Annotated in this window: 12 protein-coding genes; 5 read left to right on the top strand and 7 right to left on the bottom strand. The window is 49.9% G+C overall.

Going from position 1 to position 14,485, the window contains the following annotated elements; all coding sequences use genetic code 11:
* The first annotated feature begins 84 nt into the window (after positions 1-84).
* The 3 genes from AC2YIT_RS23850 to AC2YIT_RS23840 are packed head-to-tail and all read left to right on the top strand — an operon-like array spanning position 85 to position 6,753.
* Positions 85-3,948: a 1-acyl-sn-glycerol-3-phosphate acyltransferase gene (locus AC2YIT_RS23850; protein WP_487280821.1), complete on the top strand. Its 3,864-nt coding sequence runs from the start codon at positions 85-87 to the stop codon at positions 3,946-3,948.
* A gap of 22 nt (positions 3,949-3,970) precedes the next feature.
* Positions 3,971-5,503, top strand: a complete 1,533-nt coding sequence (locus AC2YIT_RS23845) for a phytoene desaturase family protein (protein WP_487280820.1) — start codon at positions 3,971-3,973, stop codon at positions 5,501-5,503.
* Between the two features lie 2 nt (positions 5,504-5,505).
* Positions 5,506-6,753: an NAD(P)/FAD-dependent oxidoreductase gene (locus tag AC2YIT_RS23840; RefSeq protein ID WP_487280819.1), complete on the top strand. Its 1,248-nt coding sequence runs from the start codon at positions 5,506-5,508 to the stop codon at positions 6,751-6,753.
* A 1-nt stretch (position 6,754) separates the two neighbouring features.
* On the opposite strand, the gene AC2YIT_RS23835 is transcribed toward AC2YIT_RS23840, so the two are convergent.
* Together AC2YIT_RS23835 and AC2YIT_RS23830 are read right to left on the bottom strand one after the other, a co-directional pair.
* Positions 6,755-7,798: a beta-ketoacyl synthase chain length factor gene (locus AC2YIT_RS23835; protein WP_487280818.1), complete on the bottom strand. Its 1,044-nt coding sequence runs from the start codon at positions 7,796-7,798 to the stop codon at positions 6,755-6,757.
* A gap of 70 nt (positions 7,799-7,868) precedes the next feature.
* Positions 7,869-9,500 (bottom strand): glycerol-3-phosphate dehydrogenase/oxidase, encoded by a 1,632-nt coding sequence (locus AC2YIT_RS23830; RefSeq protein ID WP_487280817.1) that lies wholly within the window; start codon positions 9,498-9,500, stop codon positions 7,869-7,871.
* Between the two features lie 198 nt (positions 9,501-9,698).
* Between AC2YIT_RS23830 and lysM the strand changes: the two genes are divergently transcribed.
* Positions 9,699-10,166 carry a peptidoglycan-binding protein LysM gene (lysM, locus tag AC2YIT_RS23825; RefSeq protein ID WP_430843687.1) on the top strand — a complete coding sequence of 156 codons (468 nt, stop codon included), beginning with the start codon at positions 9,699-9,701 and terminating at the stop codon, positions 10,164-10,166.
* 178 nt (positions 10,167-10,344) lie between these two features.
* Here the strand turns inward: lysM and rplI are convergent, their stop codons facing one another.
* The 4 genes from rplI to AC2YIT_RS23805 form a co-directional block, all read right to left on the bottom strand.
* The gene (rplI, locus tag AC2YIT_RS23820) at positions 10,345-10,791 is read right to left on the bottom strand and encodes a 50S ribosomal protein L9 (protein ID WP_430843686.1); all 447 of its coding nucleotides are present in this window, start codon (positions 10,789-10,791) and stop codon (positions 10,345-10,347) included.
* Positions 10,792-10,811: 20 nt separating this feature from the next.
* Positions 10,812-11,063, bottom strand: coding sequence for a 30S ribosomal protein S18 (rpsR, locus tag AC2YIT_RS23815; protein ID WP_015811483.1), 252 nt, complete (start codon positions 11,061-11,063; stop codon positions 10,812-10,814).
* Between the two features lie 3 nt (positions 11,064-11,066).
* Complete coding sequence (gene rpsF, locus AC2YIT_RS23810; protein ID WP_090156305.1) at positions 11,067-11,447, bottom strand: 30S ribosomal protein S6; 381 nt, start codon at positions 11,445-11,447, stop codon at positions 11,067-11,069.
* 131 nt (positions 11,448-11,578) lie between these two features.
* Positions 11,579-12,520, bottom strand: coding sequence for a hypothetical protein (locus tag AC2YIT_RS23805; RefSeq protein ID WP_430843685.1), 942 nt, complete (start codon positions 12,518-12,520; stop codon positions 11,579-11,581).
* A gap of 140 nt (positions 12,521-12,660) precedes the next feature.
* On the opposite strand from AC2YIT_RS23805, the gene AC2YIT_RS23800 reads away from it, so the two are divergent.
* On the top strand, positions 12,661-13,323 hold the full coding sequence (locus AC2YIT_RS23800; protein WP_487280816.1) for a YggS family pyridoxal phosphate-dependent enzyme: 663 nt from the start codon (positions 12,661-12,663) through the stop codon (positions 13,321-13,323).
* On the opposite strand, the gene AC2YIT_RS23795 is transcribed toward AC2YIT_RS23800, so the two are convergent.
* A complete protein-coding gene (locus AC2YIT_RS23795) occupies positions 13,315-14,388 on the bottom strand; it encodes a glycosyltransferase family 9 protein (RefSeq protein ID WP_487280815.1) in 1,074 nt (357 codons plus the stop codon). The two genes, AC2YIT_RS23800 and AC2YIT_RS23795, sit on opposite strands and share 9 nt — an antisense overlap.
* Positions 14,389-14,485: the final 97 nt, after the last annotated feature.

Raw genomic sequence — 14,485 nt, 5'->3', positions numbered from 1 at the left:
CGACCCGGTAAGCGGCAACAGGCATGGAAGTTGCCTGAGTGATACAATTCATTAATTTTGTCGGACATTCACGTTCCCCTGTCAATGCTAGGAGATTTACTATTAAGGCTAAACAAATTCCTTTCCAGTCACAAAGCCGCGTTTTTCCTTAGCCTGCTCGTCATTGTCAGTATCCTTGTGGCCGGTATTGCGCGGCTAAAAGTAACCGAAAGTATTTTCGCAACGCTACCGAAGGGTAAAAGCTTCGAAGAGTTCAACCGTTTGGTCGAAAGTAAAAACATCATCAACCAGATCGTGTTTTCTCTCGAAATCCCGGCTGACACGGACACCGACGCCGCGCGGGAAATCGCCGAGAACTTCACCGATTCGCTCGGCCGCTATACCAACGGCTACGTGCGGAATATCCAGGCAGAGCGGCCGAATGTACAGGAGGATGTATATAAATATGTATACAGCCACTTTCCGCTGCTGATCGAGCCGTCCTATTACACGCACATCCAGGCCCGGATTGTCCCCGACTCGATCCGCGCCTCCGTTGCCTCGGCTTACAACCAGTTACTTACTCCCGGCGGCTCGTTTCTGAAACAATTTGTGCTCAACGACCCGCTCGGCATTACCGGTAAGTATTTCAAAGAACTCAATGCCGCCAACAACTCCAATGCAATGGTCGTGGACGACGGCATTATGTTCACCGCCGACCGCAAGAGCATCCTCATTTTCGCTTCCACCAGCTTCGATTCCGGCAGCTCCGACAAGAATGTGGCGCTTTTCGAATTGATGGAGGCATTCAAAACCAAGTGGAACCGGCAGCACCGCTATAACAAGTTTTCCTATTTCGGCACATTCGAAATCGCCGCACGTAACGCGATTCAGGTCAAGCAGGACTCCTACTTCACGTCGTTTCTGGCACTGGCAGGCATTCTGGCGCTGCTAATCGCCTATTACCGCAAGCTGCTGATACCTATCTATATTACGATGCCCGGAATTTTCGGGGCCCTGTTCGCATTAGGGACCGTCGGATACGTCCGCCCGGAGATTTCGGGCATATCCCTGGCAACCGGTGCGGTAATCTTCGGCATTCTGCTCGATTACGCATTCCATTTTTTCACACACCTCAGGCACACGCATTCCATTCCTGTCGCGATTAAAGAAGTAAGCGGGCCGCTGCTGACCGGCAGCTTCACCACCGTCATGGCGTTCAGTGCATTGCATTTCGCCAATTCGACGGTCTTGCAGGACTTCGGGCTGTTTTCGTCACTCGCCCTCTTCGGTGCGGCTGTTTTCACACTCACTGCATTGCCGGTCGTGCTTTCTTCGACGGCTTTCGACATTCAGAAAATTCCCGGCGAGAACCGCTCTTTCCGCATTCCCACTATCCCGGATAAATGGCGCGGTATCACACTCGCGGGCATTGGCGCGCTGACGATCGTGTTCCTCTTTTTTGCCGGCGGTACCGAATTCGATGCGGGTTTTGAAAACCTCAGCATTCAGGACCCCGAACTGAGCGGTCGGGAGGAAGCGCTCACGGGCATCAATCCCCGGAAGCAGAAACGGATTTACGTCTTTGCGTCGAACCCGCGCCGCGATGTGGCCGAAAAGGTCAATCATAATGCCTGGCAAAAACTTGCGGCATTACGCAGCGAGGGCCGCATTGTCAGTTTCGTCTCCTCTGGTTCGCTGCTCATCCCGCAGGACGTTAAACGTGAGCGGATGCGCCGCTGGCAGGATTTCTGGACGCCCGCCCGTACCGATTCCACGTTCCGTGTATTCAACCGGGCTGCGGCCCAAAACGGGTTCAATGCCTATGCATTCAATGATTTCAAAGGCTGGATTGCCGGGCGGAGCACTTCCAATATCTCGCTCGACACGCTTTTCACCGAGCTGGGCGTCGATAACCTGATCGACATCAAAGCTTCGGGCACCACATTCATTTCCACCGTGGTCGTAGATCAGGTCAAACTGACCGACGTCAAAAAAGAGTTGAGGGCCATTCCGGGCGTCGAGCTTTTCGACCGCGGCGAGCTGGCGGGTGAACTGCTTACGATGGTTAAAGACGATTTCAATTACCTGCTTCTGATTTCCGCTTCCATCGTATTCTTTACATTATTAATCGTGTACGGCCGTATCGAGCTCACATTGCTTTCGTTCCTCCCGATGGTGGTCAGCTGGATCTGGATTCTGGGCATTGCAGCCATTCTCGGCATCAAGTTCAACTTCGTGAACGTGATCGTGACCACATTCATATTCGGGTTGGGCGACGATTTCAGTATTTTCGTGACAGACGGGCTTCTGAGCAAGTACAAATCCGGCAAGGACACGCTGCGCTCCTACCAGGCCGCGATCGCGCTGTCTGCAACAACCACATTAATAGGTACCGGTGTATTGATTTTTGCCAAACACCCCGCTATCCATTCGATTTCGCTGATCAGCGTCCTGGGAATTGTGTGCATTCTGTTCATATCCTTCGTTTTCCAGCCGGTTTTCTTCGATTTATTTGTTCAAAAACGCATTGCCAAAAAGAAAGCACCGGTCACAATGCTGCCGTTTTTGATCAGTGTTTCGAGCTTCACCTATTTCCTTTCGGGCTGCCTGTTTTTGCATTCCAAATTGGTGACGATTCTTTTGCTGCCCATGTCGAAAAAGAAAAAGAAGGCGGCGATCAACAATTCGCTTTCTTTTTACGCCAAAACGGTGATCTACTCCGGCCCGCACGTGAAGAAGAATATCTCCGGCCGCGAAAACCTGGATATGAACAAGCCGGTGATCTTCATCGCCAACCATACCTCGTTCCTGGACATCCTGCTGGCCATTATGCTGCACCCTAAAATCGTGCTGATGGTGAAAGGCTGGGTATACAAATCGCCGTTTTTCGGGCCTATTATCCGGTATGCGGGTTATGTGTACAGCGAGGATGGTCCGGAGGAGAACATTGAAAAAGTGCGCGCATTGGTCGCAGACGGCTATTCCATCCTCATTTTCCCGGAAGGGACGCGTTCTGAGGACGGTAACATCGCGCGCTTCCACAAGGGTGCATTCTACCTCGCCGAGCAATTGAACCTCGACATTCAACCCCTATTACTCCACGGCGCGCACGATGTGCTGCCCAAAAACGACTTCCTCATACGCCCGGGCGCGCTCAATGTACGCGTGCTTCCCCGCATTACGTACGCGGACGCACGCTGGGGCGCGACGCTGCGCGACAAAACGAAGGCTATCGCTGCATTCTACAAGCAGGAATTCGCCGCATTTAAATATGAAATGGAGGATACCAGCTATTTGAAACACAAAATTTTCACCAATTATGTTTTCAAAGGGCCGGTACTCGAATGGTATTTCAAAGTAAAATGGCGACTGGAAAGTGCGAATTTTACCTACTATAATGAGCTGATCGGCGACCGGAAGCGCATTCTGGACGTGGGTTGCGGGTATGGGTACCTGTCGTTTTTCCTGCATTATAAAAATGAAGAGCGGGTGATCACAGGCATTGACTACGACGAGGATAAAATCGAAATCGCGGAAAACAGCTACAACAAAACCGGCAATCTGCGGTTTGTGTACCAGGATATCATGGCCGCCGACCTCGGTACGCAGGATGTCATATTCCTGAATGACGTACTGCATTATTTATTGGAAGAAAAACAGCGTATTTTGCTCGATCGATGTGCCGCGACCCTGGCGCCCGGCGGGTTGCTCTTTATCCGCGACGGCATCACCGACCTCGCCGCGAAACACCAGAATACGCAAAAAACAGAAGCATTGTCGACAGGCCTGTTCGCTTTCAACCGAAAAACCGATGATTTCCATTTCTTTTCGTCCCGGGACATTCGAGACTTCGCCGCGCGGTATGGTTTTAGTTATCAGATGCAGGAGCATTCGGCGAACACTTCCAATGTGCTTTTCGTGCTGCGCAAACTTTCAGCCCCTGTAACTACGCCGATTACTAACTAGGATTTTCCCAATAGCTATTTAAATGCAAACTTCCGCCGTGCAAAAAGAATACGATTTTGTGATTGTTGGAAGCGGACTCGGCGGTCTGGCTTGTGCTACTATTCTCGCAATGGAGGGTTATAGCGTGGTGGTATTGGAAAAAAACCATCAGATCGGCGGGCATTTGCAAGTTTACAGCCGTGATAAAAGCATTTTTGATACAGGCGTGCATTATGTGGGCGGGCTCGACGAAGGCGAAAACCTGCACCAGTTTTTCAAATACTTCGGCATTCTGGACAAACTGAAACTGAAACGGCTCGACGACGACCAGTTCGATCTCATCCGGTTTGAAGACGGCTGCGAATATGGATATGCGCAGGGAATGGCGCATTTTGAACAAAAACTGATCTCCTACTTCCCCGAAGAAGAGACGGCCATTCGCACCTATTGTCAGAAACTGACCGAAATCTGTGAGAAATTCCCGCTTTACAACCTTGAAACAGCCGGCGATAGCTACCTCACCGACGAAGGCGTGCTCTCCCTGAACGCATACGACTTCATCGCTTCGCTCACCGACAACATCCGGCTGCGGAATGTACTCGCGGGCAGCAACCTGCTGTATGCCGGAGTGAAGCACAAAACGCCGTTTTACGTGCACGCGCTCATCATGAAAAGCTACCTGACGGGCGCCTACAAGTTCGTGGACGGCGGCTCGCAAATTGCTATTCAGCTTAGCCGCGCAGTACGGAAGCATGGCGGGGAGATTTACAAGCATAAAAAAGTAGTGTCGGCACATTATGATGAAAGAGGCCACATTACAGGGGTCGTTTGTGACAACGGAGAGATTTTCCGGGGAAAAGAATTTATTTCCAATGTGCACCCGGCCGTTACCATTGACATTTTCGGTCAGGAGCGGTTCCTGAGTGTTTATAAAAACCGGGTTCAGACGCTCGAAAACACTATTTCCACGTTCCTGGTACACATTTCGTTTCGGGAAAACAGTTTTAAATACCTGAATTACAACATTTATCAGCATCATATCGACGACGTTTGGAACGGGGTTGAATATGACCAGGCTACCTGGCCGCAGACGTATTTCATTTGCACACCCTGCATTTCGAAAAAGGGGGAATATGCCGATTCTATGTCGGTGATGTGCTACATGGACGCTTCTGAAACCGCGCAATGGGCCGGGACTTTCAGTACCGTGGCTGAACCGGGCAAGCGGGATGCGGACTATGCGCAATTCAAAAGGAAGAAGGAGGCACAGGTGATTGCGCGGCTGGAAACCGTTTTCCCGAGTATTTCGGCGAATATCAAAGCCATTCACAGCGCGTCGCCGCTTACCTTCCGGGATTACATCGGTAATGGCAATGGTACGATGTACGGCATTCTCAAAGATTCTACTTCTCCGATGAAGACGCGGATTAATACCCGCACCAAAATTCCGAACTTGCACCTGACGGGACAGAATGTTTCCTTGCACGGGATTTTAGGGGTGACCGTCAGCGCATTTGTAACGTGCTTCTCATTTGTAGATAAAGAAAAACTCATCCAAAAAGTAAAAAACGCCTGAATATGCAAACTGTCGATGTGCTGGTTATTGGGGCCGGCCCTGCCGGAACTGTCGCGGCTTCTTACCTGAAAAAGCAAGGATACGACGTCACGATCCTGGAAAAAGAGAAATTCCCCCGTTTCCAGATCGGGGAAAGCCTGCTCCCGTGCTGTATGGAGCATTTAACGGAAGCCGGGCTGCGGGAAGCCATCGAGCCATTGAATTTCCAGAAAAAGACGGGCGCCGCATTCATGCGCGGGGAAAAACGCTGCGAGTTCCTGTTTGAAGACCAGTTCACTAAGGGCTGGACGTGGACCTGGCAGGTCAAACGGGCCGATTTCGACAGCAAACTGGCGGAAGCTACCCGTGAAAAAGGCGTGGATGTGAACTTCGAATGCGAGGTTACCGCCGTACAATGCGGTCCCGAAAAGCAGGTCGTTGATTACAAAGACGCCGAAGGCAAAGCGCACCGGATCGAAGCCCGGTTTATCATCGATTCGAGCGGTTATGGCCGGGTTTTACCAAGACTTTTCAATTTGAGCAAGCCTTCTGCATTCACGCCGCGGGGCGCTGTTTTCTCGCATTTAGAAGATAAAAACCGCTCAGAGGAAGCCAGTAACAACATTTTCGTGCATTCTTTCGACAATAATAGGTCGTGGATCTGGGCCATCCCGTTCTCCGACGGTTCGACATCCGTTGGTATTGTGGGCGACCGCGAAAGGATCGAGGCACTGGCCGAAAACAATGGGGAGAAATACAAGGAGTTCATCCGCAATTTCGAAGATCTTAACGGCCGCTTCAGGGAGTCGGATTTCAAATTTGAACCTCGGGCGATTTTGGGCTATTCGATCGGCGTAACGAAAATGTCCGGTGAAGGTTTTGTGCTTTCAGGCAACAGTACCGAATTCCTCGACCCTATTTTCTCATCGGGCGTGACATTCGCAACCGCTTCCGGTTTGCTTTCCGCCAAAATGACTCACAAGCATTTACAAGGCGAGGTTGTCGATTGGAAAAAAGACTACGAAGAAGTGATTCAGAAAGGTATCGACGTGTTCCGCAGTTACGTGAGCGGCTGGTATACCGGTGATTTCCAAACCATTGTATTTGCAAAGCATATCGACGAGGATATTAAGCGGCAGATCTGCTCCGTGCTCGCCGGCTATGTTTGGGACAATACCAACCCGTTCGTGAAAAAGCACGATACCATCCTGCCTACGCTCGCGAAAGTGATTAAAATGAAGGAAAAAGCGGAAGAGGCGGGTCAGAACTGATTTACGCCCCCAGTAATATAAACCCGTGCTGCGAAGCTTTGTAATGATTGTAAATCAGGATATGCTTCGGAGTGCGGGTATTTTTTTGTGCCCACACGCACGCGTCAGGTACGCGCTTCCCCGTAAGCACATGCGCGCCCATCCAGGTCGCGAACGCGGAACCCGTGGGATAATCGCCCACCATATTTTTGTAGGTATGGATGTTGGTTCCTTCAAACAATTCCTTTTGCAGATTGAAATACCAGTGATCGGTGCGGTTGTCACCACTGATGCCCATGATCACGGTATCGACGTCGCCCGCTTGTAGGCCATTTCTGCGCAAAAAGGCATTGACAACCGGAGCCAGCTCATTTTCGGCCAGGTTATTGCTTTGAAAAACATCCCTGATCTGTGCAAGGGCATTGTCCGAAGGTTCTGCATTCACGATAAACATGGCGGCCCCTTCTCCATTTGCCGAACCCGGGGAGTCGAGCGTAAACAGGCTTTCCGACGTAAAATACCCGGTTTTAAAAGAGCCCGCGAGCAGGTCGATGTTATGGTTATAGTCTGAGATTTCCTCGATACTGCCCACCAGAAACGCTTTACCACGTTTTTCTTCCAGCAACAGCATCGTGTCCAGCAGTGCCGCCTCAAATGCCAGTCCCCTGTGCACATGGGTAGTGTTATAGCCGGTCGTTTTACTCATCAATGCAAGGTTGCCCGCCACGGCGTTGGGCGTACTTTGCACAAAATTGGTTGGGGTTAACGTCCCCTCGTTGTAATCGACGATCTGGTTCAGGAATTTAAGACAATCTTCGAGACCGCCGTTTGCGGTACCAAGCACAATGCCTTCGATCTGGGCACGCTGGATGAGCGGAAGCCCCGCTCCTACCCCCATTCGTACTGCCTTGCCCATTCTCCGGAGCAGACCGGCAGGAATAAGCTGACCGTAGTCAGGTTCAATCGCAATATACCTGTCGCCTTCATGCACCTTGATTTCGCCTTCAAAAAAAGCATCGTCAAAAGTGCGCTGGGGCGATATACAGGCAGAATCGGTAATATACATTCTTGAAAATTAACTCTGGTGGTTGCGGCAAACGATTTGCGGCAAGCGATTTGCGGCTAAGGCCGTGCGTTTATCTCGCGTCGGCGATGAACTTCCCGATTTCACTGGCATATGCGTCAGCATACCGCGTCTTTTCCGCTTCGGTCCAACCCAGTTCGCTCGCCATCAGATCAGCAACAACCGGCAGGGAGTTTAAGGTTTCATCCCAATCGGTAATTTCGAGGCGGATACGGCGCGCCAGGAAATCGCGGGGTGTTACCACCATCTCGTTCCGAACAGCGTGTACCACTTCGGCGCGGATATACGGATAGGATTGACTAAGCCTTTCTCCCAGCTGTGCATCCTCGCGTGCAAGCGACGCTACCAGGTGTGCGCGCGAGCCGTATTTGCGAACCAGATGCTTTGCAACATCTTCGGGCAGTGCATATTGCGCCGCAATGTCCTGCCAGCTTTTGGCATTGTAGTTTTCACCCCCTGCCAAAACGTAATCGGCTGTTTTACATGGCCGTGAGTCACCCAGCACCCGGTCGACCTCATCGATCGTGTCTTTGGCCATGAGGCGGTAGGTCGTCCATTTACCGCCTAACAGGCTGATCAGTCCGGAGGTTTCATCGAGTTCCACTTCATGATCCCGTACCAGACTCTTGGTTGATTTGGACGGGTCGGCAGCCAGCAATGGCCTTAATCCTCCGAAACCGGCCCGTAGTTCGCTCGGGTCGATGGGCTTTGCCAGATAGGGATTCAATGTAGCAGCGAGGTATTCCCTTTCCGTGCGGTTCAGCGTCGGTTCCACGTCAATCTCGTCGCATTCCGTATCGGTCGTGCCGATCATCGTCGAGCCTTCAAACGGAATGGCAAATACCACCCGTCCGTCGGAGGTCTTTGGGATCAGCATCGCATACTCGCTGTTCAGCGTATTGTGGGGCAATGCCAGGTGTACGCCTTTGCTCGGGCGGATGCGTTCGTTGAGCGTCGCATTCGCCATGAGCCGGACATGGTCTGAAAACGGGCCGGTACAATTGATAACCAGCTTCGCACGGATCGTCAACTTCCCGCCGCTCAAAGAGTCAGTAGCTTGCACGGCGTTCAATTTGCCGTTAGTATCTTTTTCAAATCCATTTACTTCCACATAATTGGCCACCGCCGCACCATTTTCCGAGGCCGATTGCGCCAATGCGAGGCAGTAGCGCGCATCATCGAGCTGGCCATCATAATAGAGTACGCCGCTATGCAGCTTTTTCCTGTCGAGCGTTGGGATCTTGTCCAGTACCTCCTGCTTGTTAAGCCATTTGCTTTTCGGCAGCGTGTCACTCGTAGCGAACGTGTCGTACAGCGATAAGCCGATTTTGAAATACAACCCTTCGAACCAGGAATTGACCGGCGTCATCAATGCTAGCGGCCGGGCAAGATGCGGTGCATTTTTCAACACAATGTGTCGTTCTTCCAGGCCGTGCCTGACCTGTTTGAGCTGAGCGAAATCGAGCTTTTTAAATGCCTGTTCCAGATAGCGGACACCGCCATGGATCAGCTTGGTGGAACGCGAAGATGTTTCGGAAGCGAAGTCCTTTTTATCGACCAGGGCGACCTTATATCCCCTTAAAACCGCATCCAGGGCACACCCTGCCCCGCTGGCACCTGCGCCTATGATACAGATATCGAACAATTCATTTTGTAACCTGGCAAGCGATGTGGTGCGGTTCATTGAGACGTAATGCAGATTCAGCGTAGTTGTGACCAGTTGCAAAAGTACAAAGTTGCGCCCGGAAAAACCCATATTATCAAATCAATATGCATTGGCAATTTTGGTATAATAATTGCATCTTACCGGCAAGAAAGTTAACATTACCGCTACCTTTCATTCACAAACTCAAATCTATTATCTAACCAAAACCAACAAAACATGGGCTTAATCTCTTTTATCAAAGGCGTTGGAGAAAAAGTATTCGGTGGTAAAGATGCTCCCGCAGCAGCTCCCACCCCCGAAGCCGAACCGTTGCGTGCCAGCGCATTGCTCGCGCATGTGAAGTCGCTAGGACTTGCCTACAACAGCCTGACAGTGAAAACATCGGGTGACACCGTCACCCTCGAAGGCGAGGTTGCGAAGCAGCAGGACGCCGAAAAAATTGCTTTGGCGGTAGGAAATGTGGAAGGTGTAGGCGTAGTCGACAACCGCCTCACAGTCGCCACTCCTGAACCGGAGGCGACCTATCACACCGTCGAAAAAGGAGACACGCTCTCCAAAATCGCCCAGACCGTATACGGCGACATGATGAAATACCCGATCATCTTCGAAGCCAACAAGCCTATGTTGAAGGATCCCGATCTGATTTATCCGGGACAGGTATTGCGGATTCCGGCGTTGAAATGACTTCGGCTATCAGCTGTCGGCTGTCGGCTTTTTTAAAAAAATGACTTCGGCTGTCGGCTATCGGCTATCGACCTTTTTTAAAAAGTTTGACAGCCGACAGCCGACAGCCGAAGTTTTCGAGAATTCATAAAAAAAGGCAACCTTTCGGGTTGCCTTTTTTTATGAATTCTCGAAACAACTAGTCTTCCGCTGCAACAACGTTCAACGTCACTTTGTGTTTCACTTCTTTGTGAAGGTCGATCAATGCGGCGTATGTACCGATTGATTTCACGTCATCCACAGTGATTTTCTTACGGTCGATATCGAAGCCTTTTGCTTTCAGGCTGTCAGCAACTTGTGTATTGGTAACACGTCCGAAGATACGGCCGCTTTCACCTACCACAGTTTTGATATCGATAGTCAGATCGCCGATCGCTGCTGCGATATCTTCCGCGTCCTTTTTCAGCTTTTCAGCTTTGTGCGCTGCCTGACGCACGTTTTCAGCAACGATTTTGCGGTTCGACTCATTCGCGAGCAACGCAAAACCTTGCGGGATGAGGTAGTTACGACCGTAACCTGCTTTCACAGTCACGATATCGTTCTTGTAACCTACCCCAGCAATATCCGTTAAAAGTATGATTTCCATTATGATAGCTCTTTACTGTATTATTTCAATTGGTCAGCAACAAACGGCAACAGGGCCAGGTGACGTGCTCTTTTGATTGCCTGTGATACTTTGCGCTGATATTTCAGGCTGGTACCGGTAAGGCGGCGCGGAAGGATTTTACCTTGCTCGTTTACAAGTTTCAGAAGGAAATCCGGGTTCTTGTAATCGATGTATTTGATGCCTGCTTTTTTGAAACGGCAGTATTTTTTGCGGTTAATGTTTTTTTCAACCGGCTCGTTTACGAGTGACATAGCTTATGCGTTTTCGGTTTTTGACTCAGTTGCTTCTTCTTTTTTCTTACCTACCAGACCCTTACGTTTCTTTTCGTTGTAAGCAATGGAATGCTTATCCAGGGCGATGGTCATAAAACGCAAAACGCGCTCGTCACGACGGAATTCGGTTTCCAAAACATCCACCACGTTTCCTTCGTTCGCAGTATATTCTACTACGTGATAGAAACCAGAGTTTTTCTTTTGGATGGGGTAGGCCAGCTTACGCAATCCCCAGTTTTCTTCATGTACAATCTTAGCACCGTTTGAAGTGATGATTGTCGTGAATTTTTCAACGGCGTCCTTTGCCTGGGCCTCAGACAAAATGGGAGTTAGAATGAACACCGTTTCATATTGCTTAGACATACGGTAATTGGTTATTGTATGATAAATTAAAAACCTCATTCTGACGGAATCATCAAAATGAGGGTGCAAAAATAGGGCTTGAAATTTAAAATTCCAAGCCCTGCAATGACTTAACGAAAACTACGGTCCTATTATCTCACCGTAAAATCGCCCTGGCCGATTTTGAAACCTTCGCTATACAGCTCGATCACATATTTTCCGTCTTTCATCGGAATGCCGCCGCGGCCATAGAAAATGTCCACTGACTGGCCTGTATTAGTGAAGCTTACAGTCTGTTTAGAACTATAAATCAACTCCTTACCATTGTACATGAACGAACCTGAACCCGTAGCCATGTCTGAAAGCACTGCCCCGTCCGGATCAAGTATGCGCAGATAAATGTCTTTCTCGTTCTGCTTCGCAACCGCATTTTCCGCCAGCTTGAAGTTGACTCTCAGCTTGTCGATGCGTTTCGCCTTGTATTTGCCGCCTTCGCGTTCCTTTCCTTTGGAAGAAACCGCATTGACAGTCACGTTTTCAGCGTGCAGCGCGGAAGCCAGCGTTACTTTCTCGGCAAGCTCCTTATTTTGAGCCGAATACGTCGATACCGAATCCGCAAGCAACTGCTTCTCCGATTCCAGGCCGGTCACCTTTTGATTCAGCTCTTCGTTTTTCGTGGTAGCGATCCCCAGTTCCTGTTTCAGACGGGCAATCTCGCCATCTTTTTCGGACAATACCGACTCGTAGTTCTTGATCTTCTGGTTATAGCTGGCAGCCGAATACGTGTTGGCATTTTTGAGCTCCTTTTTATCCTTCTCAAGTTGAGCCTTCAATGCTACCAGCGAATCCACACTTCCACCCAGTTTCTGGATTTCCGCGATTTTAATGTCAAGCTCTGTGGAAATGGAATCCAGTTTGGTTTTAATGGAAAGTACCTCTTCGGTTTTGGCGGTGATAATCTCGTCCTTCGCGAGGTTTTCCTGTTTCTCGTGGTATATAAAGTACACAAGCACCAAATTAAGCAACAGCAAAACGGCCAATGCGGCCCATAGGAGAGTTTTTCTGTCTTGCTTTTGTTCCTGGTTGTAGTCCATACAGAAGGTTAAATTTTGAATTTAGTTGGTAAAAGAAGTATGTTTTTTTCAATTTTGAAACACGCCGACCGCGATTTGTAGTGTCCGGTCAATAAATTCCTGATTTAACCGGTTAATTATCAATTTTTTAGTATCTCCACATGCCTTTCATAGCCGACAATCTGGCCCAGATACAACAAGGATTACGCCCGGAAACGCGCCTGGTAGCGGTTACAAAAACCAAACCAACCAGCTTATTAACCAAAGCTTATGAGGCCGGCGCAAGGCTTTTCGGGGAAAACAAGGTACAGGAAATGGTCGCCAAATACGAGGAACTCCCCAAAGACATCGAATGGCACATGATCGGGCATTTACAGACCAACAAGGTGAAATACATGGCGCCGTTTGTAAGCCTGGTGCATTCGGTCGACAGTTTCAAATTACTGAAAGAAATCAATAAGGAAGCTAAAAAGAACGACCGGGTAATTGATTGCCTCTTGCAGATCTATATTGCAAAGGAAGAAACCAAATTCGGCCTCTCCGAAGAAGAGGCATTGGCCATCATCACCTCCCCTGAACTCTCCTCATTAACCCATGTAAGGATTGTCGGATTAATGGGCATGGCTTCCAATACCGACGACCTCGATGTGGTAAGAGCTGAATTCCGCGGATTGAAAAACACCTTTGAATCCTTCAAAAGCCACGAAAATGGCCAGGTTACGATGCGCGAACTGTCCATGGGCATGAGCGGCGACTACCTCATCGCCCAGGAAGAGGGCAGCACGCTCGTGCGCGTAGGAAGCGCGATTTTCGGCTCACGATAATACCTTAGGCGCACTATCCGCGCTCTTTTCAAGCACCGATCGTACCCGCTCCCGCACAAACTCAAACGGAAGCTGTGCACAAGGCAAGCCTGCCTGCCTTACCAGCAACGCATTCTCCTCCCGGCCGTATCGACCCGAATATGGATTGTAATTCAGGAAGTTATTAAGCGCGCCCATCAGGATAATGCCGAAAGTACCCGTTGCATTGCCCAAGTGCGAAGGCCCGCTGTCGAGTCCGATGAAGAACGACGCCCGACGGATCACTTCCGCGGTTTCCAGAATGCTCAGCTGCCCGCAGAGGTTCCGATATGCAGGTGTTTTCACATTCAAATTACTTTCCAAACCGATTTCCACCAGCTGGTAGTCATATCGTTCCGCCAGCCAATGCACCAACTGGTTCCAGCGTTCGGCCGGCCAGTCTTTGGGCTCGTAATTAGAGCGGCAATGCATGACGATGTACTTTTCGGGCAAACCGAGCTTATCGACTTTCGCTTTGTGCGACGGTTGCAGGTATAAACGCGGCTGGTCGTCGGCCGGAAATGCTGTTTTAGGAGGAATGAGATCACCTGTCTGCGCGAAAACTTCAAGCAAATTGCCGTAATCGAAGTAATTGTGCACATTAATGTCGCGCTTCAATGCCACTGGATTTTCGGTAAATACCTGACATTTAGGGCAATGATTATTATTCCGGAATTGTAGTTCAAAAACCTTATCGAATACATTTCCTTCCAGCAATACCCGCCGCTCGGTTACACAAAACTCTTTAAAAACCTCATCGATATCCGGATTATGGTTCACCAGCTCTGCAAAACCGGGCTTTACAAACCAGACGATGTGCGCATCCGGATATTGTTCGCGCACGTAACGCGAGATCGGCTCCGCCGCGACAATATCCCCGAAATGCTCCGTACGAATGATCCCGATCAATTCCCGCCCATTTTTCAGCCTTCTTTTCACGCTCCGGAAGTATGTGCGGGCCTGCCGGCCTTTCAAATGCGCCTTGGCAATGTGTGTATATTTATGATAGCGGTGTGTCCACAGCTGTATGAAGCGTTCTATGGTCATTGGTCAAATCGTTTCCCCTGTGATCGGCATATGGGAATGCCTTTCCGAAGCGCGCAAGTTAATAAAATTGGGATAAAGAGTTGGTCGCGCCTCCGCC

This window comes from Dyadobacter sp. SRI_021 (genome assembly GCF_057586235.1).
The sequence above is the reverse complement of the archived record's forward strand: the minus strand, read 5'-3'. Positions and strand labels throughout refer to the sequence as shown.